21 protein-coding genes and 5 tRNA genes are annotated in these 22333 nt (G+C 43.4%); 19 read left to right on the top strand and 7 right to left on the bottom strand.

Translation table 11 applies throughout. The features are described from left to right. Nucleotides 1-1651, bottom strand: a 1651-nt coding sequence (locus tag PHN32_07605) for an ABC transporter ATP-binding protein (protein ID MDD3777452.1), incomplete at its 3' end; no start/stop codon positions are given. Then, nucleotides 1648-3498 carry an ABC transporter ATP-binding protein gene (locus PHN32_07600; GenBank protein ID MDD3777451.1) on the bottom strand — a complete coding sequence of 617 codons (1851 nt, stop codon included), beginning with the start codon at nucleotides 3496-3498 and terminating at the stop codon, nucleotides 1648-1650. The genes PHN32_07600 and PHN32_07605, both read right to left, overlap by 4 nt. 186 nt (nucleotides 3499-3684) lie before the next feature. Between PHN32_07600 and PHN32_07595 the strand changes: the two genes are divergently transcribed. The 7 genes from PHN32_07595 (at nucleotide 3685) to PHN32_07565 (ending at nucleotide 11231) form a co-directional block, all read left to right on the top strand. Next, a complete protein-coding gene (locus PHN32_07595) occupies nucleotides 3685-4005 on the top strand; it encodes a MerR family transcriptional regulator (GenBank protein ID MDD3777450.1) in 321 nt (106 codons plus the stop codon). Nucleotides 4006-4036: 31 nt separating this feature from the next. Next, nucleotides 4037-5959, top strand: a complete 1923-nt coding sequence (gene dnaK / locus PHN32_07590) for a molecular chaperone DnaK (protein ID MDD3777449.1) — start codon at nucleotides 4037-4039, stop codon at nucleotides 5957-5959. A gap of 22 nt (nucleotides 5960-5981) precedes the next feature. Further along, nucleotides 5982-6416, top strand: a complete 435-nt coding sequence (locus PHN32_07585) for an Hsp20/alpha crystallin family protein (protein ID MDD3777448.1) — start codon at nucleotides 5982-5984, stop codon at nucleotides 6414-6416. A gap of 98 nt (nucleotides 6417-6514) precedes the next feature. Further along, nucleotides 6515-7468: a J domain-containing protein gene (locus PHN32_07580; GenBank protein ID MDD3777447.1), complete on the top strand. Its 954-nt coding sequence runs from the start codon at nucleotides 6515-6517 to the stop codon at nucleotides 7466-7468. Between the two features lie 14 nt (nucleotides 7469-7482). Then, nucleotides 7483-10077 (top strand): ATP-dependent chaperone ClpB, encoded by a 2595-nt coding sequence (clpB, locus tag PHN32_07575; protein ID MDD3777446.1) that lies wholly within the window; start codon nucleotides 7483-7485, stop codon nucleotides 10075-10077. Nucleotides 10078-10154: 77 nt separating this feature from the next. After that, entirely contained in the window at nucleotides 10155-10703 is a 549-nt protein-coding gene (locus PHN32_07570) for a DUF5698 domain-containing protein (protein MDD3777445.1), read from the top strand. 3 nt (nucleotides 10704-10706) lie between these two features. Then, a complete protein-coding gene (locus PHN32_07565) occupies nucleotides 10707-11231 on the top strand; it encodes a DUF5698 domain-containing protein (protein MDD3777444.1) in 525 nt (174 codons plus the stop codon). A 3-nt stretch (nucleotides 11232-11234) separates the two neighbouring features. Here the strand turns inward: PHN32_07565 and PHN32_07560 are convergent, their stop codons facing one another. From PHN32_07560 to PHN32_07545, 4 genes are read right to left on the bottom strand one after another with little or no spacing between them, the layout of a single operon-like run. After that, nucleotides 11235-12017, bottom strand: a complete 783-nt coding sequence (locus tag PHN32_07560) for a lysophospholipid acyltransferase family protein (protein MDD3777443.1) — start codon at nucleotides 12015-12017, stop codon at nucleotides 11235-11237. Between the two features lie 45 nt (nucleotides 12018-12062). After that, nucleotides 12063-12518, bottom strand: a complete 456-nt coding sequence (locus tag PHN32_07555; protein MDD3777442.1) for a Mut7-C RNAse domain-containing protein — start codon at nucleotides 12516-12518, stop codon at nucleotides 12063-12065. Then, nucleotides 12502-13353, bottom strand: coding sequence for a YihY/virulence factor BrkB family protein (locus PHN32_07550; GenBank protein MDD3777441.1), 852 nt, complete (start codon nucleotides 13351-13353; stop codon nucleotides 12502-12504). The genes PHN32_07555 and PHN32_07550 overlap by 17 nt, the downstream gene beginning before the upstream one ends. A 2-nt stretch (nucleotides 13354-13355) precedes the next feature. Beyond that, nucleotides 13356-14072, bottom strand: a complete 717-nt coding sequence (locus PHN32_07545; GenBank protein MDD3777440.1) for an MgtC/SapB family protein — start codon at nucleotides 14070-14072, stop codon at nucleotides 13356-13358. Between the two features lie 95 nt (nucleotides 14073-14167). On the opposite strand from PHN32_07545, the gene PHN32_07540 reads away from it, so the two are divergent. From PHN32_07540 to phoU, 12 genes are all read left to right on the top strand, one after another. Then, complete coding sequence (locus PHN32_07540) at nucleotides 14168-15034, top strand: HAD hydrolase family protein (GenBank protein ID MDD3777439.1); 867 nt, start codon at nucleotides 14168-14170, stop codon at nucleotides 15032-15034. A 247-nt stretch (nucleotides 15035-15281) separates the two neighbouring features. Further along, nucleotides 15282-15357: transfer RNA gene (locus PHN32_07535), tRNA-Lys, on the top strand. Between the two features lie 14 nt (nucleotides 15358-15371). Beyond that, nucleotides 15372-15447, top strand: a tRNA-Glu gene (locus PHN32_07530). Between the two features lies 1 nt (nucleotide 15448). Further along, nucleotides 15449-15524 (top strand) — tRNA-Val (locus tag PHN32_07525). An 18-nt stretch (nucleotides 15525-15542) separates the two neighbouring features. Continuing rightward, nucleotides 15543-15619: transfer RNA gene (locus PHN32_07520), tRNA-Asp, on the top strand. A gap of 14 nt (nucleotides 15620-15633) precedes the next feature. After that, nucleotides 15634-15709: transfer RNA gene (locus PHN32_07515), tRNA-Phe, on the top strand. 69 nt (nucleotides 15710-15778) lie between these two features. Further along, nucleotides 15779-16996, top strand: coding sequence for a HAMP domain-containing sensor histidine kinase (locus PHN32_07510; protein MDD3777438.1), 1218 nt, complete (start codon nucleotides 15779-15781; stop codon nucleotides 16994-16996). Between the two features lie 38 nt (nucleotides 16997-17034). Then, nucleotides 17035-17745: a response regulator transcription factor gene (locus tag PHN32_07505; GenBank protein ID MDD3777437.1), complete on the top strand. Its 711-nt coding sequence runs from the start codon at nucleotides 17035-17037 to the stop codon at nucleotides 17743-17745. Nucleotides 17746-17865: 120 nt separating this feature from the next. Next, nucleotides 17866-18768, top strand: coding sequence for a PstS family phosphate ABC transporter substrate-binding protein (locus tag PHN32_07500; GenBank protein ID MDD3777436.1), 903 nt, complete (start codon nucleotides 17866-17868; stop codon nucleotides 18766-18768). 85 nt (nucleotides 18769-18853) lie between these two features. Continuing rightward, nucleotides 18854-19744: a phosphate ABC transporter permease subunit PstC gene (gene pstC, locus PHN32_07495; GenBank protein ID MDD3777435.1), complete on the top strand. Its 891-nt coding sequence runs from the start codon at nucleotides 18854-18856 to the stop codon at nucleotides 19742-19744. Nucleotides 19745-19754: 10 nt separating this feature from the next. Continuing rightward, entirely contained in the window at nucleotides 19755-20606 is an 852-nt protein-coding gene (gene pstA / locus PHN32_07490) for a phosphate ABC transporter permease PstA (protein ID MDD3777434.1), read from the top strand. A 57-nt stretch (nucleotides 20607-20663) separates the two neighbouring features. Further along, nucleotides 20664-21341: a phosphate signaling complex protein PhoU gene (gene phoU, locus PHN32_07485; GenBank protein ID MDD3777433.1), complete on the top strand. Its 678-nt coding sequence runs from the start codon at nucleotides 20664-20666 to the stop codon at nucleotides 21339-21341. On the opposite strand, the gene PHN32_07480 is transcribed toward phoU, so the two are convergent. Continuing rightward, nucleotides 21338-22333: potassium channel protein (locus PHN32_07480; protein ID MDD3777432.1), on the bottom strand; the 996-nt coding region annotated here is incomplete at its 5' end. The genes phoU and PHN32_07480 overlap by 4 nt on opposite strands.

Genomic DNA, 22333 nt, shown 5'->3' with positions numbered 1-22333 from the left:
GGTCCACATTTTTTATGGTGGATAACCTGTGGGCAATAATTATGGTAGTCCTTCCTGCCATAATCCTGCTTAAGGCATCCTGGATTAAGGCCTCAATTTCTGAGTCTATGCTGGAAGTAGCTTCATCTAATACCAGCAGCACCTGGGGATTAAATACTATTGCCCGGGCAAAAGCTATAAGCTGTCTCTGCCCCACTGACAGTATCTTTCCTCTTTCCTTTATTTCCTGGTCATACTTTAAAGGAAGCTTCTGTATGAATTTATGGGCATTGACATATTTGGCTGCCTGGATAACCCTTTCTCTGGAAATGGAAGTATCCCCCAGCCTGATATTATCCAGGATGGTGCCTGAAAACAAAAATACATCCTGCATTACAATGCCTATGCTCTGCCTTAAGTGGTTTAAGCCATAATCCTTAATATCTATCCCGTCCAGGTAAATATGGCCTTTTTGTATTTCGTAGAACCGGTTGAGTATATTTATAATTGAGGTTTTGCCGGAACCGGTAGCACCCACAAAAGCAATGCTTTGGCCGCTGTCCAGGCTAAAACTGATGTCCTTGAGCACGTATTCCTGGTTATTGTAAGAAAACCATACATGGTCAAATTTTATATCCCCCTTTACCTGGTCTACCTGTACCGGATGGGCAGGGGAAGTAATGGAAGGGGGGGTATCCAATACCTTAAATATCCTTTCGGAAGCGGCAATGGCTTCCTGCAGGATACCGAATTTTTCACTCAAATCGCTGATGGGATGGAAGAATTTTTCAATATACTGTATAAAGGCCACCAGGGTACCAAAGGTAAGTATCCCCCTTATTACCTGCCCTCCGCCATACCAGATAATAAGGGCGATGGCCAGGCTGCTGATCAAGGTTACTATGGGAAAGAAAACCGCATAATAGAATACGGTTTTAAGATAGGCATTAAGATATCCGGTGTTAAGGGATTCAAATTCCTGGTTGCTCCTATCTTCCCTGCCAAATATCTTTATGGTGTTAATTCCGGAGACAGCTTCCTGCAGGTAGGAATTTATAGCAGATATCTTGGACCTTATAATACGGAAGGTTACCCTTACCTTGGCCCTAAAAACAAAGGTAGCTATGGCCAGCAAAACCAGCACTGAAAAAGTGATCAGGGATAGCTTTAAATTTAGGGTAACCATTATAATCATGATGCCCACAATCATAAAAATGTCTCCAAACAAAGTCACAATGCCGGAAGAAAGCATCTCATTTAAGGTTTGGACATCAGTAGTTACCCTGGTCATGATCCTTCCTACCGGGTTCTGGTCAAAAAAGGACATGGGCATCTTGTGGATATGGGTAAAAATATCCATCCTCATATCATACATTATCTTCTGGCCTAAAAGCTCGGTTAAGTACTGCTGGAAGTAACGGAATATAAATTCTGCCAATATTACCGCTCCAAACAACAACACTATATACAGGAAACCGTCCATAAGGCCAGGAGTAATATACTGGTCAATGGCTATCTTTAAAAGATAAGGACCTAGAATTTCCAAGCCGGCAGTAATCAGCAGCAAAAATACAGTGAAGCCCAGCAGCAGCTTATAGGGTTTAAGGTAGCCCAGCAGTTTTTTTATGGTTTTCTTATCTATATTTCTTTCCGGTAAACTGTTCTTGCTCATAATTCTTCCTTAATCACTTCTTCCAGCTGCTGCCTGTAATAAAGTTTCTGGTAGATGCCGCATCCGGCCAGTAGCTGGTCATGGTTTCCTCTTTCTGTAATTTTTCCTTCATCCATAACTAAAATAAGGTCGGAATCCTTAATGGTGGAGATTCTATGGGAAACCATAATGGTGGTCATTTCTGAAGTCCAGGTTTTTAAATTAGCCAATATTTTTTCTTCGGTATTAGTGTCAATACTGGAAAAGGAATCATCCAGGATAAGGATGGAAGGCTGAGTGGCCAGGGCCCTGGCGATAGCCAGCCTCTGTTTCTGTCCCCCGGACAGGGTTATGCCCCTTTCTCCTATTATGGTTTTATATTTTTGGTCAAATCCCATTACCTCCTGGTGCAGACAGGCAGCTTTGGCTGCTTCCTGTGCTATCTTTTCCAGCTGGGAGTCAGGCAGCCGGGTTTTTTGCTGCAGGCCATACAGGATATTTTCTTGGATGGATTTGGAAAACAGGAAGGGCTCTTGGGTAACATAGCCAATACTGGCCCTAAGCAGGCCCAAGTCTATTTTTTTCAAATTGTAGCCGTCTACAGACACTTGGCCTTTCTGGGGATCATATAGCCTTACTGCCAGGTTTAGCAGGGTGGACTTGGCGCTGCCCGTAAAACCTACCAATGCCAGCTGCCTTTTTTCTTCCAGGGTAAAATTGATATCTTCCAGCACCCAGTCCTGGCTGCTGCGGGCAGATATTAACTGGCGGTCCATGATATTTTCTTTTACATAATCATCGTAGCCTTTCTCATTTTCATATTTAAAATAAACATGCTTGAATTCAATCCTTCCCCTGATGCGGTCCAGCTTGACCGGGCGGGAAGGGGATTTTATGCGGGGCCTTATATCTAGAACCTTGTTGATCCTTTTCATGGATACCGAGCCCCGCTGTACCAGGTTTATAACCCAGCCCAGGGATATAAGGGGCCAGGTAATGGATCCAATATAGGCTGAAAACTGTACAAATTGCCCCAGGGTCAAAGTCTGGGCCATGACCTGCCGGCCCCCTACCAGTAAGACCACCATGGTGCCTACGCCCCCAATAAAAATCATGGATGGCCAGAATGCGGACCGCACCTTGGCTAAAGAGAGGTTTCGGTTAATATATTCCTTATTTAGCCGGGAAAAGATTTCCTTTTCCTGTTCCTGCCGGGTAAAAGACTTTATAACCTTGATGCCGGCTATGCTTTCCTGGGTCCTGGCAGAAAGGGCAGCATATTGTTCCTGGGATGCCTTGAACCGGTTATGCAAAAGAGAGCTCAGCCTGCTTACCAGAAAAGGCAGGATGGGTATGGCGATTAGGGCAAATAGGGATAGCTTTACATCTATGGAAAACATGACGGCCAGGGTTAACACAAATACAAAAGCGGTATTAAACAGGTTTAATATGCCCGGTCCCAAAAAATTCCTTACCGCATCCAGGTCATTGGTAGCCAGGGCCATAATACTGCCGGTCCTGGTATTGGTAAAAAAGGAGGAATGTATCCTTTGCAGATGAGAAAAAAAATCGGTTCGGATATCATATTCTATTTGCCGGGATATCCCTATCAGCAGTTTTCTCATCAAATACCTGAACAATCCCTGCAGGCAGGCTACCGCCATGAGATAAGCGGCAAAGGTAATCAAGTTTACTGATTCTGGCTGGTAGCGTATTTGATCAATGGCTATCTTTAGAATCCAGGGGACAAGTAGTGACAGCAGGTCGGTAAGTAATATGAACACTATGCTGGCCGTAAAAGGCCCCCGGTGTTTTTTAAAATACTTGGTTAGAGTAAATAACTCTTTAATTTCTGAACCCTTTCCCAATTTTGGTGGATTCTATAATTATAGGCATGGGGATTAAAATAGCAAAAGCATAATATTTACAATATAATAGTAAAAATATTTTTCATTTAAAGTGAAAAATTAATTTTGCATTTTAATAAAAATCATTTATAATACTATTGACAGATTATTCAGGGTTAGTTAAACTTATGGTAATAATTAAGGTCGGTGAAAAAATTGTTTAGCGAAGAGGACAAAAGTTATCCTATAGAGCTGGTGGCAGATTTTTTAGGGGTAAACAGCAGGACGCTGTATTACTATGAAAAATTTGCCCTGGTCTGTCCCTTTAGAAGGGGCAGGAAAAGGTATTATTCCAAGGCAGATATAAAATGGCTGGAGTATGTACGGGAGATGATGTATGACCAAGGCATGAACTTGAGATCCATCATTGTGCTCATAAGGAGAAGGGACCAGGTTATTATGGATAAGTGTCCTGATGATGTAGTGAATTGTTTTAAAAATTATTTAGTGAGAAAAACCGATTGGTAAAAAAATATTAGGAAAGGAAAGGTAGATATACATGGCTAAGGCAGTAGGAATTGACTTGGGTACTACCAATTCATGCATAGCAGTAATGGAAGGTGGAAACCCTACAGTAATAACCAATAGCGAAGGAGGCAGAACTACTCCTTCAGTAGTGGGCATTACCAAAAAAGGAGAAAGGCTGGTAGGACAGCTGGCAAAGAGGCAGGCAGCCTTAAACCCTGAGAATACTATTTATTCTATTAAAAGGTTTGTAGGACGAAAATATGATGAAGTGGAAAGCGAAAGAAAGATAGTATCATACAATGTATTTAAGGGGAGAAATAATCTGGCTGAAGTAAAGATGGGTGATAAAAATTACACCCCGGAAGAGGTATCTGCCATGATTTTGCAGAAACTTAAAAAAGATGCCGAAAGTTATCTGGGCGAAGAGGTAAAGGATGCAGTAATTACTGTTCCCGCCTATTTTAATGATGCCCAGAGGCAAGCTACCAAGAATGCAGGCAAAATTGCGGGCTTGAACGTGCTCAGGATCATAAATGAGCCTACCGCAGCTTCATTAGCTTATGGTTTGGATAAGAAAAAAGATGAAAATATTTTGGTATTCGACTTGGGTGGGGGTACTTTTGACGTATCCGTGCTGGAAGTAGGAGAAGGGGTATTTGAAGTAAAATCCAGCCATGGCGACATGCATCTGGGCGGCGATGATTATGATGACTGCATTATGAATTATGTGGCTGATGAGTTTAAGAATGAGCAGGGAATAGATTTAAGGCAGGACAGGCAGGCTTTGCAGAGGCTGATAGAAGCTTCAGAGAAAGCCAAGGTAGAGCTGTCCAGTGTGACTGAGACCACCATAAGCCTGCCCTTTATAACTGCGGACGCCAATGGGCCCAAACATTTGGAATCTAAAATAACCAGGGCTAAGTTTGAGCAGTTAACCGCAGATTTGACTGAAAGGTGTAAGGTGCCTTTGGAAAAAGCCTTGAAGGATTCAGGGCTGAAGTCGGAAGAAATTGATGAGGTAATTCTGGTGGGCGGATCTACCAGGATGCCGGTTATACAGCAGCTGGTAAAAGAATATACCGGCAAAGATCCCAATAAGGGGGTAAATCCGGACGAAGTAGTAGCAGTAGGGGCTGCCATACAGGCAGGAGTACTTAAAGGTGATGTAAAAGATGTAGTACTGTTGGATGTAACTCCCCTGTCCCTGGGAATTGAGACTTTGGGTGGAGTATTTACCAAGCTTATTGAGAGAAATACTACCATACCTACCAAGAAGAGTGAGATATTTACTACCGCTGCGGATAACCAGACCAGCGTAGATATACATGTTCTCCAGGGAGAAAGGGAGATGGCCAGGGACAATAAGACCATAGGCAGGTTCAGGCTGGACGGGATACCGCCGGCTCCCAGAGGGGTACCCCAGATCGAGGTAACCTTTGATATAGATGCCAATGGTATTGTAAATGTTTCGGCTAAAGATACCGCTACTGGAAAAGAGCAGAAAATTACCATTACTGCCACCTCTCATCTTTCTGATGACGAGATTAACAGGATGGTAGATGAGGCTAAGGAACATGCAGATGATGATAAGAAAAAAAGAGAACTTATAGATGCTAAGAACAATGCAGACAACCTGGCTTATTCTTCAGAAAAGCTGTTAAAGGACCTGGGAGATAAGGTTCCTGCGGACATGAAGTCCAATATAGAAGAGCAGATTAAGTCGGTAAGGAAAGCTTCCGAAGGTGAAGATTTAAGCCAGATAAAGGCTGAGACAGAAAAACTGCAGACGATGCAGAATGAACTTAGCCAGAGACTGTATGCACAGTCCGGAGCACAGGGCGGTCCTGGAGCAGGAGAAGGCCAGGCCGGAACAGGCCAGGCTGGCGCAAACCAGGGCAGCCAGGATGAGGATGTCATCGATGCTGAATTTGAGGCAAAAGATGAGGAAAAGTAATTTGTAAAAAGGAGGGATTACTATGCCAATTGTAAGATGGGATCCATTCAGTGATTTGGTGCAGCTTCGGGATGAAATAGGAAGATGGTTTGAAGGCACGGAAAGGCCTAAGGAGAGGCAGACAGCCATATGGGCTCCTGAAGTGGATATCAAGGAAACTGAAAAAGAGGTAACTCTAAACGTAGACCTTCCGGGTATGAAGTTAGAGGAAATAGATGTATCCGTAGATGAAGGCCAGCTGGTAATTAAAGGCGAAAGAAAGCTGGAGAAAAAAGAAGAAGAAAAAGACTATATCAGGGTAGAAAGAAGCTACGGGTCATTCTACAGGTCCTTCAATATCGGGGTTCCGGTGTTAGAGGACCAGATAAAGGCTTCATACAAGGATGGGGTACTGGAGATAGTGTTACCCAAGGCAGAGGCTAAGAAACCTAAAAAGATTGCAATTAATGGAAAGTAAGCTTCTGCAGCAAGAAGTGAGAATTAAACATATACCGCCCATGGCTTATCCAAGCTGTGGGCTGGTATTTATTTTAAAAGAATTATAGGTGATTATTTATGGTTGATTATAAAGACTATTACAAGGTTCTGGGAGTCGGCAAGAATGCCAGCCAGGATGAAATTAAGAAGGCCTACAGGAAGCTGGCCCGGAAATATCATCCTGATGCCAATGCGGATAATCCCCAGGCTGAAGAAAAGTTCAAGGAAATAGGCGAGGCCTATGAGGTACTCAAAGACCCGGACAAGAGGAAGAAATATGATCAGCTGGGCGCTAACTGGAAACAGTACCAGAATGCGGGTTGGCCCGGAGGCGGGCAGAAAGCCTATGACTTTGGCGGCAGCGGTTTTAATTTCGGTGACCTGGGGGGTGGATTTTCAGATTTCTTTGAGATGTTTTTTGGCAACAGGGCATCTGATTTTACCAATTTTGGTTCTGGTTTCAGGGGTAGAAAGACCGCTCAGGCCAAAGGCCAGGACTTACAGTCAGCTATGAATATTACTTTAAGGGAAGCCTATTTTGGCACTACCCGGTCTATCCGGCTTCAGAAAGAAGGAAAAGCCAGGACAGTCAGTGTTAAGATACCGGCGGGAATAAAAGATGGCGGAAAGATTAGGGTGACCGGGGAAGGAGGTCCCGGACAAGGCTCCGGAGCCAGCGGCGACCTTTATTTGGTGGTTAATGTATCTGAGCATCCTTTTTATAAGAGAAAGGGAGATGACCTGCACTGTGAAGTGCCGGTAACCATAAAAGAAGCTTTGTATGGAGATAAAATTGATATACCTACCTTTGAAGGTAAGGTACTGGTTACTTTGCCGCCTAAAACCCAGAGCGGGAAAGTATTGAGGCTCAAGGGGAAAGGCATGCCCAAGTTAAAGGGTTCAGGAAACGGAGACTTGTATGCCAAGGTTAAAATAATGCTTCCTGAGAACCTTACCCCCGAGCAGAAGAAATACCTGGATGACTTTGCTAAATCATATAGCGAGAATCCCAGATCCAGGGTAGTGGTATAGGAGAGGTGATATAAATGCAAATGGATAAATTTACTATAAAAGCCCAGGAGGCATTGTCCAAGGCACAAAGGATTGCTTCTGAACACGGGCATCAATCTATAGAAGATGTCCACCTGATGAGGGCTTTGTTGGAAGACAGGGAGAGTATAATTTTTCCCATTTTAAAAAAATTAGAGGCAGATGCAGACCAGTTAGTACAGGACCTGGACCAGGAGATAGCCCGGCAGCCCCAGGTAAGCGGAGCCGGGGGGCAGATATACATCGGCGCTACATTGAACCAGATACTGGAAAATGCTTTCAAGGAAGCAGAAAGCCTAAAAGATGATTATGTAAGCACAGAACATATGCTAATAGCAATCTCCAGTAGCGGAGGCACTGTTGGCAGTATGCTTTCTTCCAGGGGAGTTACCAAGGACAGGATATACCAGATACTGGTAGAGATAAGGGGAAACCAGAGAATTACCGACCAGAATCCGGAAGAAAAATATCAGGCGCTTTCCAGGTACGGCAAGGATATAACCGAGCTGGCCAGGAAGGGAAAACTGGATCCGGTGATAGGCCGGGACGATGAGATAAGAAGAGTAATACAGGTCTTGTCCAGAAGAACCAAGAACAACCCGGTGCTAATTGGGGATCCGGGAGTTGGGAAGACGGCTATAGTGGAAGGCTTGGCCCAGCGTATAATTTCGAAAGATGTTCCGGAAGGATTGAAGGATAAAAAAGTAATCTCTTTGGATATGGGCTCTATTATTGCCGGGGCAAAATACCGGGGAGAGTTTGAAGATAGATTGAAGGCGGTACTTAAGGAAGTATCGCAATCGGAAGGCAATATAATAATGTTCTTGGATGAGCTGCACACAGTAGTAGGGGCAGGGGCTGCCGAAGGGGCAGTTGATGCTTCCAATATGTTAAAGCCCATGCTGGCCAGGGGCGAGCTTCATGCTATAGGGGCTACTACTTTAGACGAATACCGTAAATATATTGAAAAGGATGCCGCTTTGGAAAGAAGGTTCCAGCCGGTGCTGATAAATGAGCCCAGCGTGGAAGATACCATTGCTATACTGCGGGGTATCAGGGAAAAATATGAGGTTCATCACGGGGTGCGTATAAAGGATGCCGCCCTCATATCAGCAGCAATGCTTTCAGACCGCTATATATCGGACCGGTTTTTGCCGGATAAAGCCATAGACTTGATAGATGAGGCTGCTTCCAGGCTGAGGATTGAAATTGACAGTATGCCTACTGAAATTGATGAAATAGAAAGAAAAATAAAGCAGTTGGAGATTGAAGAACAGGCTTTGACCAAGGAAAAAGACAAGGCCAGCCTAAAAAGGATGGATAAGGTGGTCCAGGAACTGTCAGACTTAAAGGAAAAAAGCAACAGCATGAAAGCTCACTGGCAGCAGGAAAAAGAAGTGATAAGCTCCATCCGGCAGCTAAAGGAAGAAATGGATAAAACCAAAACCGAAGCGGATCAGGCTGAAAGGGATGCTAACCTGGCCCGGGCAGCGGAACTCAGGTATGGCAGATTGATGGAGTTGGAAAAAGAGTTACAGCAGCAAAACCAAAAGCTGGCCCAGCTCCAAAAAAACCAGAAAATGCTTAAGGAAGAAGTGGATGAGGAAGACATTGCGGAAACGGTGTCCAAGTGGACCGGCATACCGGTGTCCAGGCTGATAGAGGCCGAGATTGAAAAGCTGCTGAATATGGAAGAAAGGCTAAAGCAAAGGGTAGTAGGCCAGGATAAGGCAGTAGAGTCTGTGTCCAATGCCATCAGGAGAGCCAGGGCAGGCTTGCAAGACCCCCATAGGCCTATAGGCTCTTTCATCTTTTTGGGGCCTACGGGTGTAGGTAAAACTGAACTTAGTAAAGCCTTGGCCCAGTTTTTGTTTGATGACGAACGGGCTATGGTCAGGCTGGACATGTCCGAATATATGGAAAAACATACTGTATCCAGGCTTATAGGGGCTCCTCCCGGATATGTGGGTTATGAAGAGGGGGGCTATCTTACGGAAGCGGTACGCAGAAAGCCCTATAGTGTAATACTGCTCGATGAGATAGAAAAAGCCCATAATGATGTATTTAACATACTGCTTCAGATAATGGAGGACGGCAGGTTAACTGATGGCCATGGCCGCACGGTGGATTTCAAGCATACAGTAATAATCATGACTTCCAATATAGGGAGCCAGTGGATTACCGACCTGAACCAGAAAGATGATCAGGAAATGGAGAACAGGGTAACTGAGGCTTTAAAGAACCACTTCAAACCGGAGTTTCTAAACCGGGTAGATGATATTATTATCTTTAACCGGCTGGGCATGGAGCAAATCAAGGCTATAGTAGATATACAGGTTAACAACCTGGCCAAAATGCTGGAAGGCAGAAAGCTGTCTATAGAGATTAGCGAGAAAGCCAGGGAGCTGCTGGCCAAGGAAGGGTTTGACCCTGTATACGGAGCCAGGCCTTTAAAAAGGGTTATCCAGAACCAGATACAGAATGTGCTGGCTTTGCAGCTATTGGAAGGCAAGATAAAGGAAGGGGATAAGGTCTTGGTGGACGTAACCGGTCCCGAAGGCAGGAAGCTCTCCTTTGAAACAGCCTCATAAACGGGCTATTGCTTTTTAAAAAATAAGGGTTATGATATTGCCCTTGTTGATTAAAACGAGAGACAAGGGCAATATAGATGCAGATAATAATTTGGACCATTTTAATATTTATAGCCATGGTATTTCTGGTGAGCATGGGTACTTTGAGGCTGGTTACTACCGTAAAGGGCAAAAAGGCAGTGTCAGCCATAATAGGTTTTTTGGAAGCTGCCTTATCCATAACGGTAGTCACTAAAATTATACAGAATGCCTCCAATACGGTTATGGTACTGTCCTATGCCGCTGGATTTGCCCTGGGATTATACCTGGGTATGGTTATATCGGAAAAGATATCTAAAGATATTTTCAGTACCAATATAATTTCCAAATACAATGCAGATATAGAACTGGTACTTAGAGAAAACGGGTTTGGGGTAACTTGCTATAATGGTTCCGGCCGGGAGGGTGAACTGAAAATATTAAATATTATCAGTAAAAAGGAACACTTGATAAAATTAAAGCAGCTTGCAGGTAGTATTGACCAAAAAGCTTTTATCATAAGCCATACCCTTTCTGAATCCAAGGGAGGGTTTGGAAACTTAAAAAATAATAACATTCTGTTATTAAACAACCACAGGAGTGATTAAGTTATGGATTGGTTGATTTGGCTTCCCATTATTTTTATAGGCAGGGTAGTGGATGTGAGCCTGGGCACTATCAGGTTTAACATGATAGTGCGAAGAAGGAAAATTTTTGCAGCGGTCATAGGTTTTATAGAAGTTACTATTTTTATAGCAGTAATAGCCAGGGTAGTCCAGGACCTAAGTAATATATATTTGATTTTAGCTTATGGCGCCGGTTTTGCCGTAGGTACCCTGGTGGGCATAAAAATTTCTGAGAAACTTTCCAGGGACCTTATCAGTACCAATATAATTTCCAAAATACATAGCCAGGAAATAGAAGAGCTGTTAAGGAATGAAGGATTTGGGGCTACCTGCTACAATGGAACCGGTAAAGAGGGCGGAGTAAGAATCATAAATGTGATTTGCAGGGAATCCAACTTGTCCCGGTTAAGCAAAGTAGTATGCAGCATAGATCCGGAAGCGTTTATGGTGAACCATACCCTGGAGGGCTTTAGGGGAGGCTACGGTTACGGGCTTAAAGGCAAGAAATAGCAATTAGGTGTGCCTATTTTTCAGCACTGGCTCTTCATCGGAAGGCAATGCTTCAAATATGCTTTCAGAGTCAGATTCAAGTTTGAAAAATTCCTTTTCCAGTGCTTGGTGAATATCATCTATTATCTGTTTGTAGGTTCTTTTATCAGCCAGGTCTTTTACGCTTTCCATAATATTATCAGCCATGGGATATATGGGTTGGCCCACTATTATATTTATTTTTCGAAAAGTGTTGAACACTAAGGCTGATATGCCTTCTGCCACCCTGTTTTTGCCCAGCCAACTATTTTTGGCGGGCCCTTTGGACAGGTTATGTATATAAAGGGGGATAATGGGGAGCTTGGTCTTGTAGCTAAGGTAAGCTGCTCCCTTGTCCATTCTAGCCAGTTTTGAATCCTTGTTTAACTTGCCTTCGGGGAAAATACCATAAAAGAAGGCTTTGCCCTGGTTTAAGGCAAACAGCTCTTTAAAGCTTTTTATGTTTTTTACGAATTGTTTTTTAAACACGGGGATACTATAGGCAAAATGCCTCATAAAAAAATTGGTAAACCGGAACCTGAAGTTGTCTCCATCGGCTATAAAATAGATTTTTTTTCTTAAGGCGGCCAGCACTATGATAGCATCAGCCCCGGTGGTATGGTTGATGGCCAATATGGCTGGCTTATCCTGGGCCAGATGCTTAGAATTAAACACCCTTATCCTTATTAGTCTGCGGTAAAAAGAAATAAATAGAACCTTGGGGATGCTGTAGAAATATTCAATTAATTTAGATATTAACTTTTTCATAAGCTACCTGCCCTAAATTTTGCTAATATTAATATGCCTACAGTCCTAAACCATGGCCAGCACCTTACGGATGGAATCCATGTGGGATCCATTCCAGTATATTTTACGACAATGAGGGCAATATTTGAACTGATGCTGATTTTGATAGACATATGGCGGAATTTGTGCAACAAAATCTTTCTTATCCACTTCATCCAATATGCTGTTACACTCCAGGCACCGCTTGAATTTGACAGCCAGCTTGATTTTTAGCTGATGCCTTAACTGGCTAAGCTGTTTCCTGTAATCCAGGCTTTCCAGTATGATACAAGCAGGCTGACCCTGCTTGCATACCCGCCGGCAAGCTATCTGGCGGTCCCTGGTAAGGATAATCCTTTGCTGTGCCCTGGCTTGTCCTATCAAATCACGGTCTTCTATCCGGCTATTGTAAACCACATCATAGCCGGCAGCCCTTAGGTATCTGGCCAACCGGCCCAGCATGCTGTCAGCTATGAATTTCATCTTTCTTGAAGGGTAAAGAATTGATCTGGGCTCCTATTAGCAGGATAAGGGCAGATGCATAAACCCATAACAGAAAACCGATTATGGAACCCACTGACCCATAGGTTAGTTCAAAATTGGCGAACTGGTTCAAATAGATTACAAATATATGTTTGGTAGCCTCCCAGCCAATAGCTCCGAATATGGCTCCCTTGTATATATTCTTAAAATGGATCTTGCGGTTAGTGCCAAAGAAAAACATGAGGGATAGTATGGAAAAATTAAAGCCCAGCCCAATTACTAAAGAGAGGGCCCTGATTAAAGCCTGGCTGGTGCTGTATGCCACATTCAATAAGTCAAATATGTGCTGGGTAAGGTAAAACAGTATGGTGGAAGAAAGAAAGGAGATGATTATCAGCACAAATACCATGGAGATCAGCAGTATACCAAAAACTTTCTGCTGCCATAGTTTTCTCTGGGACTTGGTTCGGTATATTTTATTTAAAGCAAATTGCAGAGAGTCAAACACATAAGTGGTAGAAAGCATTAAAAACAGTATTCCGGTAATACCTATACTTCTCCTGTTTTCTATGGTCTTTTCTATATTGGCTTCGGTAAAAGTATAAATTATGGGTATTCTCTCCTGGATAAAATCCAATATGGGAGCCTGAATATTTAAATTATCTATTAAAAAGCCGCTAAAGGAGATTAGTATAAGCATCAGGGGAAAAATAGAGAATAAAAAATAATAGGCGATGGAAGAAGCCAGCATCATGGTGCCGTCAGCTATGAAGGCATTTACCAGGCTCTTTATGTACCTGGCTATAAGTCTCCTTATTTTGGTTAGGTTGGGCATAATCAGTACTGGGTTATTTCAATATTCTCTATATGCTTGATACCGTTTAAGCTGTCTGCAGTTTTTACTGGAAAATTGGGGTCCCTGCTCTGTGCATTGATAATTATTTCATAGTTTTCAGAGCCGGACTCTATTTTAAGCAGCCTTACTTCCACCCGTTCTGAACTAGACTTAATTATTTTTTGTATTTCTTCGGTTCCCGGCAGAGTTAGGCCGGCGGTTATCTTTACGGCGTAAACCGGGCTGGTTACAAAACGGTCTTCAAAATATTTGACCAGGGTCAGCACTATATAGCCAAACACGGTTACTGCCAGGGCCAGGTAATATAATTTAATCCCCAGGGCCATGCCCACAGAAGCTACTATCCATATACTGGCAGCGGTAGTGACTCCTTTTACCAGGGGGCCTCTTCTAAATATTGCTCCTGCCCCTATAAAACCTATACCGGTAATTATACCGGAAGCTATCCTGGTCTGGTCTACTCCAGTAAAAGACAGGAAGCCATAATAGGATATAAGGGTAAAAACAGTAGAGCCCAGGCATACCAAAGAATGGGTTCTGAGGCCGGCAGGCCGGTCAGCCCTCTCCCTCTGAAAGCCAATGATGCCCCCAAAGATTAAGGCCAGCAGGCAGGGTATTAAAAAATTAACTAAAAAAGGGGTAAAACTTAAAGAAAAATCTTTAATCAGGCTTTCTGCCAAGCCCATATTGTTTATCATTTCTCTGCCCCCTTCAATTATTTTTTCTTGCCGGTTTGACTAGAATCTTAAACTATATATAATAACATGGTACATCAAAGGAGCAAAGGCAGGCAATGGCTGAAACAAAATTTTTTAACCAGCATAAAAGTGAAATTAAGCAGGAGTTAAATGACCTGAAGGTAATTTATTCAGACCTGGACGGCACCCTGTTAAACCATAAAGGCTGCCTGGTAAATGACAGCCAGGGTCTTTTTTTCCTGGGAGCAGTTAAGGCTATAGAAAAAGTGCGCAAGCATAATATAGACATTGTACTGGTGTCAGGAAGAAACCAGGTACAGCTCAGGTACAATGCCCAAATGATGGGTTTGAAGAACTATATTGCCGAACTGGGATCCGAACTGGTTTATGATTTGGGAAAAGAGGTAAGGGTAACGTACCATAAGCAGGGCCGGGATTATAATATCACCTATGGGGGCAGAGACCTGGCCTTGATTATTGATTTGCTAAAAAAGCATTTCCCCCACCGGATTGAAGGTAAGCTGGAATGGAGCAAGTACCGCAACCATAATGCCCTTTTCTTTGGAGAAATTGACCTTAAGGAGGCTAACCTGCTGTTAGGGCAGGCAGGGTATACGGATCTGGTATTGGTAGAAAATGGAAAATCAGGTTTGGTAAACCTTGACCTGGAAGTAAAAGACCTATTTATTTACAATCTTATACCTAAAGGGGTAAGCAAGGATAAAGCCATAGCACTGGACCAGAAAATAAGGGGGCTGGACCCCAGCCAGTGTATTGCCCTGGGGGACTCGCCGTCAGATATTGATATGGCCTCCCGGGTAAAATACTTTTTCCTGATGGGGGACAGCTTAAAACAGGATGGGGATCTGGCAAGGCAACTGCAAAATTACAGCAATATCTATGTTACCACCGGGGAAATGAACCGGGGCTGGGCAGAAGTAATTAATTTTTTGCTGGATTAATTTAAGAGGTTTAATATATGGGGCAAATGCCTTATAATTATTATGTCCGACGGTTAGCTAGACAGGACCTATATCCCTATGGCTGGGGCAGCAGCCTGCTAGACAGGCTACAAGAAAGTAGTAAAAAAAGAGTTCCATTGCTGTTGACATAAAGCGGGTAATTATAGTAATATTTACGTTCGCTAATGGAATTAATTGGTGATGTTTGAAAAGTATTTATTCCTTATGTAGCTATTAGCAAGTATTTGGGCCGTTAGCTCAGTTGGTAGAGCACCGGACTTTTAATCCGGGTGTCGAAGGTTCGAATCCTTCACGGCTCACCAAGTTAGGGGTTATTGGCCCGTTCGTCTAGTGGACTAGGACACAAGATTTTCAATCTTGGAACAGGAGTTCGATTCTCCTACGGGCTGCCAGGGGCGATTAGCTCAGCTGGGAGAGCACCTGCCTTACAAGCAGGGGGTCGCAGGTTCAAACCCTGCATCGCCCACCATTAAAATTTAATCAGAGTGGAGCTGTCGTCTAGTGGTTTAGGACACATGCCTGTCACGCATGAGATCGCGGGTTCGAATCCCGTCAGCTCCGCCAGTTATTTTAGTTGTGGCGAGATAGCTCAGTTGGTAGAGCAGTAGACTGAAAATCTATGTGTCCGCAGTTCGATTCTGCGTCTCGCCACCATTCCCGCCCTCTATGCCTCCTCTTTTATATGATATAATTAACCTTAATTATTATTGAAGTGGAGAATCATTGGGCTCTTATCAAATTTTATGCTTGGTGCTGGCTTTTCTGTGGCTTCTAACCTGCGTGCTGTTTTTGGTTTACTGGGCCAAAAAAAGGGCCGGGACGGGCAAGCCTTACCCTCCTATGGCTAAAAGCCAGGAAAGAGAGGATGAAAGCTGCAGTAGCCTGCTCCTAGATACCATGCTGGACCATATATGGCATGGAGCCATGATACTGAACCAAGATAAGGAAATAATTAAAATCAATGAAAGCCTGGCCAACCTTTTCTACCTGGACCGCTGGTCTATTCTGGGTAAAAAAACCATCAATATATTTAATAATAACCGGTTAGAAGACCTTGTATCTGTTGCCCTTGCTGACGAAAAGCCGGTAAAGGAGCAAATAATATTTTATGGTGAGCAAGAGCTTTACCTGGACATAGAGGCTTTTGCCCTAAAGCTGCTTCCAGAAACAGGAAAGCAGGGCTTAACAGCAAAACAAAGTAACCGTTATGTCATTATATTGGCCAGAAACAATACCCAGGAAATTGAGTTTTCCAAGCTAAGAAGCCAGTTTGTAGCCAATATAAGCCATGAAATGCGTACTCCCCTTACTTCTATCAAAGGATATATGGAAACCATGCTAGACGATGATTTCAAAGATGAGCATAGGATTAAAGGGTACCTGGATAAAAGCCTGAAGGAAGTGGAACGGCTAAGTTTTTTGATAGAGGATGTGCTTAATCTTTCCCGGATAGAATACAAAAGGAACGTCCTGCTAAAAGAAGAGGTAAATATAGGAGAAGCGATAGAAGAAGTTATTGGCTCCCTGGAGTATTTGGCCCGGCAGAATGAAGTGGATATAAATTTTGATTACAGTGGTCCGCCACTTTATTTTTTTACCGATGAACACCTTTTCCGCCAGATGATTAAGAATCTAACCGAAAATTCAATTTTCCATGCAGGCAAAAAATCTACCCTTACCATTGAAGTCAAACCAGGCCCCCAAGGAGTCAACTTGGAGTTTAGCGATGATGGGCGGGGTATAGATAAGGAGGATCTGCCCTTTATATTTCAGCGGTTCTATAAGGGAAAGGGCAAGAGCATAAGTTCTGGCCTGGGGTTATCCATAGTAAAACATATTGTGGAGCTCCATCAGGGAAAAATAGAGGTAGAAAGCGAACCCAGGCATAAGACCAGTTTTAAGGTTTTTCTGCCCTCTAAATGGCGAAATGAGTTAAAATAGGCTTGGTTGTTATATGATAGTTAAAAAAATCAAAGGCTATGCAAGAACTAATATATGTAGTAGATGACCAGGAAAACATACTGGAGATCGTAAGTTATAACCTGGAAAAAAACGGCTTCAGGGTAAAAACTTATATGACCGGACAGGAACTGCTGCAGGCTTTCAGTCAAAAACCGCCCGATCTGTTAATACTGGATTTAATGCTGCCGGACATGGACGGCCTGGATATCTGCAAAAGGGTAAAGAAAGAAAGCCAGGTTCCCATTATTATACTTAGCGCCAAAAGCGAAGAGCTGGACAAGGTGCTGGGTTTGGAGCTGGGAGCGGATGATTATATGATAAAGCCGTTTGGAATAAAGGAATTGGTGGCCAGGGTAAAAAGTGTGCTGCGCCGTTTTAACCCGGCTATGCTGACCGATTATTTGCAGGGCCAATATGAGCTGGGAAAGGTTAAGCTGTCTATTGATGAGAAAAAACATGAAATTTTTTTAAATGATAAAAAAATCAGTCTTAACCCCAAGGAATTCAGGCTTTTGTCCATCTTGCTTCAAAAAATAGACCAGCTGGTGCCCAGGCAGGACCTTATAAGGGAGGTATGGGGACCAGACTATTATGGCGATACCAGGACTTTGGATGTACATATAAGAAGGATCAGGAAAAAAATGTCTGATTGTAATTTTGGCCAGGGCTATCTTCAGACTGTGCATGGTTACGGCTATAAGCTGGTAAGCAAGCTGGACAGTAAATAAGGTTGGTTAAAATTTCATCTTTTTTTAATATTTTTTTAAGTATTTATTAACAACACTTTTTCCTGCTCTGTTAAAATAAGGTTCGTTACTAAAATTTATAAAGGAGAATAAGTGTTAAATATGTTTAAAGCAAGAACTAAAATTATAGGACTTGCAGGACTGGCTATTATAATATTAGCTGCTTTGTTGTTTTCAGGATGTTCGTCAACAGATTCTAGCCCGGCAGAAACTGCCGGCCAGGAAGAGGGCCAATTTACAAGACAGGAGCTTGTAATCTCTGGTTCTACCACTACCCTGCAGGTTTCTGAGGCTTGGGCTTCAGCTTTTATGGCTGAATACGGCGGAAGTATAATTGTTAACGGCGGCGGCTCCGGCGGGGGCATTGCCGAAATGATTAATGGCATAAACGACCTGGCCAATGCTTCCCGGCAGATAAAGCCAGAAGAAATTCAGGCCGCCCAAGATGCGGGGTATGATCCGGTAGAGTATGTGGTGCTGTATGACGGAATTGCCGTAATTTTAAGCCATAACCTGGATATAGAAGATTTAACCATGGAGCAGCTGTCCAAAATATATACCGCAGAAATAACCAACTGGAGCCAGCTGGGAGGGCCTGATTCGCAGATAGTTATGGCTGCCAGGGATACCAGCTCAGGCACTGGAGAGTATTTCCTGGAAGCAGTGGTTCAGATGGGTAAAACCTTAAAGGATAAGGATTATGATCCCACTGCCTTAAGGCTGCAGTCTAATGCGGATGTAGTTAACATGGTAAAGGAAAATGACAATGCCATAGGCTATATTGGCCTGGGGTATTTGGAAGACAGCCTTAATGCCGTCAAGGTGGAAGGGGTAATGCCTTCAGTAGATACAGTTAAGGATGATTCCTATCCTATATCCAGGGGGTTGTATATATATGCCCCCAGCCGGGATATTAGCCAGATAGCGCAGGCTTACCTGGATTTTGTATTCAGCGAGCAGGGGCAGCAGATAGGTTTAGAAGAGGGATTTGTCCCAGTAGAATAGTAAAGGTAAACAAGTGGATGCAGGCCTTGCCGCCTGCATCCATAAATATAGAAAATAATAAAAAATTTGTATAAAATGAATTCAAATGAGAAGCTGGCAGGTTAAGCTAAGAAAAACCAAGAGTTTTCTGATAGGAAAATTCGTATTTTTAAACGGTATCCTATCCATAGTAGTATTGGGCCTGATTTTAGCTTTTTTAGTTTATAATTCCCTTCGCTTTTTTACTTCTTACCCTATTTTTGAATTTCTAACCGGTACTAAGTGGTCTCCTACAGTACTGGAGGATTTTGGCTTTGTCCCTTTATTTACAGGCTCATTGCTGGTAACCTTTGGGGCTATCGTAATTGCGGTTCCCCTGGGCATAGGCTCTGCTATCTATATTGGGGAAATGGCCCCCCGGTGGCTAAGGGAAATACTGAAGCCCATAATTGAGGTATTGGCTACCATCCCTTCAGTAGTTATAGGGTTTATTGGCATAAAAATACTGGCTCCCTTTATTAAGGAATTATTTGAATTAAGCATAGGCCTTACTGCTCTTACCGGGTCCATCATGCTGGCTTTTATGAGTCTTCCCACTATCATTTCCATTTCTGAAGATGCCATTAATGCAGTGCCCGATAAATACAGGCATGCCTCGGTAGCATTAGGGGCTACTCCCTGGGAAACCACTTACCATGTAGTGGTGCCGGCTGCTTCTTCGGGAATAGTAGCTGCTACTATGCTGGGACTGGGCCGGATAGTGGGAGAGACCATGACCGTGCTGATGATTACCGGCAATTCCCCCCGTATTGTGTTCTCATGGCTGCAGCCGGTAAGGACCATTACTGCTACCATAGCGGCGGAGATGGGGGAAACGGTGCAGGGCGGCCTCCATTACTCTGCCTTGTTTGCAGTGGGTTTGATTTTATTTATCATTACTTTTTTAATAAATTTTATTTCAGACAGGTTTATTAGCAGGATAAGAGATGTGGAATAAATCCAGCCATATGAAAAGAAAATATATGATCCAGAAGTTCTTTTACGGGTTGCTGTTATTTTTAACCATAATAGTGGTAGCTTTTGTGCTGGGCATTATAGTTTATCTGGTGGTAAAAGGGGCTGGAGCCTTAAGCTGGGAGTTTATTTCCCAGAAACCAAGCTCCGGAATGCGTGCCGGCGGGATATTCCCTGCTATACTGGGTACCATCTATCTTATACTGGGTACTATTATAATTTCTATGCCCATAGGCATACTGTCGGCCATATATTTAAATGAATATGCCCAAAAAGGGAGATTGACCCGGATGATAAGAATGAGCATAATCAATATGGCCGGAGTTCCTTCAGTGGTATATGGATTGTTCGGCCTGGGCTTTTTTGTAATTTTTCTAAATTTCGGGCGCTCTATTCTAGCCGGTTCCCTTACCCTGGCCTTTTTAATCTTGCCGGTAATTATTACTTCCAGCGAAGAGGCCCTTAAAAGCGTGCCAGATACATACCGCCATGCTTCGCTGGCTTTGGGGGCTACCCGGTGGCAAACTATTATCAAGGTGGTATTGCCCCAGGCTTTGCCGGGGATTATCACCGGATCAGTAATAGGAATAGGCCGGGCTGCCGGAGAAACCGCCCCTATCATATTTACGGTGGCTGCTTTTTCCCAGCCCAATCTGCCTAATTCCATATTTAGCCAGGTTATGGCCCTGCCTTATCATCTGTATGTTTTAGCCACCCAGCTTACCAATGCTCCTGAAGACATGCAATGGGGCACAGCCCTGGTGCTGTTAATTATAGTTATAATTTTTGCCGGAGCGGGAGCAGTAGTCAGGGCCCGGGCCAGGATGAAAAGGCTTACTAGTTAAAAGAATGAAATACAATGGCTAAGATGTTAAAATAAAAGAAAAGAATTTGAGGCTATTATGAGAAAAACTTTCCATCAGCATTTAGATGAAATAACCGAAGATGTGCTTAAAATGGGCAGCCTGGCCCAGGAGTCGGTACATGATGTAATCCAGGCCTTAATAGAGATGAACCCTGAGTTGGCCCAGAAAGTGATAGACAATGATGTAAAAATCGATGAGTACGATATCTCTATAGAGGAAAAAAGCATAGTGCTGCAGGCTGAACACCAGCCGGTAGCCAAGGACTTAAGATTACTCCATTCAGTAAGCATTATAATTATCCATCTGGAAAGAATAGGGGATTTGGCTGTAAATATTGCCAGGGTGATAAAGAAACTATCTACCCAGAAAGAAAAATTTCTTGATAAGGGAATCTTGGATTTGCTTATAGAAATGGGAAACCTGGTGCAGACAGTACTGGCCCGGGCCTTAGAGTCATTTGCCAAGAAGGATTACCAGCTGGCTTCCAAGCTGGATAAAATTGATGCCCCTGTGGATGATTTGCAGAAGATGGTATTGAAGAAACTCTATACCTCCATGTCTGGAAGTGAAGAATATATCAAGTTTATTACCAATGTATCTTTAGTCAGCAGGTACCTGGAAAGGATTGGAGACCAGGCGGTAAACATCGGGGAAAGGGTGCAGTTTTTCTTAACCGGGGATTACCACATGTTTCATGAGGAGCTTTATCATTAGCCGGAGATGGCCAGATTGGAAAGCATCTGTATCTGCTCCTTGGTACCGATAGCAATAAGGCTCTGGCCTGCGGACAGCAGGGTATCCGCTGCCGGTTTGCTGTAAGTAGTTTTTTTGCCGGGTTCAATTACTGCAATGATTAATGCTCCCAGGTCAAACTTTTCACTGGCCTCCCTTATAGTTTTCCCATCCAGGCTGCAGCTGTCTTCAATCTTTATTTCCAGCAGCCTTACTTCAATATTTTCTGTGCCCATGACGGTATCCAGAAAGTCAGTTACCAGGGGCTGCATGGCCATTGCCGCCATCCTTCTTCCGCCGATAATCTGGGGGGAGAGCACCCTGTCTGCCCCTGCTTTTTCCAGCTTGCTTATTGTTTCCTGGGCTGTGGCCCGGGCCACTACGAAGATACCGGGGTTAAGGGATTTGGCAGAAAGGGTAATGTATACATTCTCTGAATCAGTGTCCAGGGCAGCAAACAGGCTGCGGGCTTCCTTTATATTTGCGTCCAGCAGTATGTCATCATTGGAGGCATCCCCTTGTATGTACAGCCAGTTGTTTTCCTTACAGGTTTCTATGGGTTGCTGGGCATTGTCTATTACTATGAATTCTGCCTGATTGTGGCTCAGTTCGGTAGCAATTTCCAGCCCTACCCTTCCCAGGCCGCATATAATGTAATGGTTTCTTAATTTGTTTATCATCTTATTCATCCTTCTAGTTTCCATTCTGCCTAATAAAAATTCTGATAAAATATAATCGGCCACGCTTATCAGTATATAAGCGGCCAGGCCAGTGCCAATTATAATGAAGATAATGGTAAAAATTACTCCGGGGCGGGACAGTTCTCCTATGGTCTGGTAACCTACAGTGGTAATAGTGATGGTAGTCATAAACAGGGCACTCAACAAGTCCATATCTTCAATGAGCATGTATCCCAGGGAACCCAGAAAATAAAGGAATACCAAAATCAGCAGAGGTATCATTATTCTTCTAAA

This window comes from Actinomycetota bacterium (assembly GCA_028698215.1).
In the GTDB taxonomy this organism is placed as follows: domain Bacteria; phylum Actinomycetota; class Humimicrobiia; order Humimicrobiales; family Humimicrobiaceae; genus Halolacustris.
This window is presented reverse-complemented; position numbering and strand designations above follow the sequence as displayed.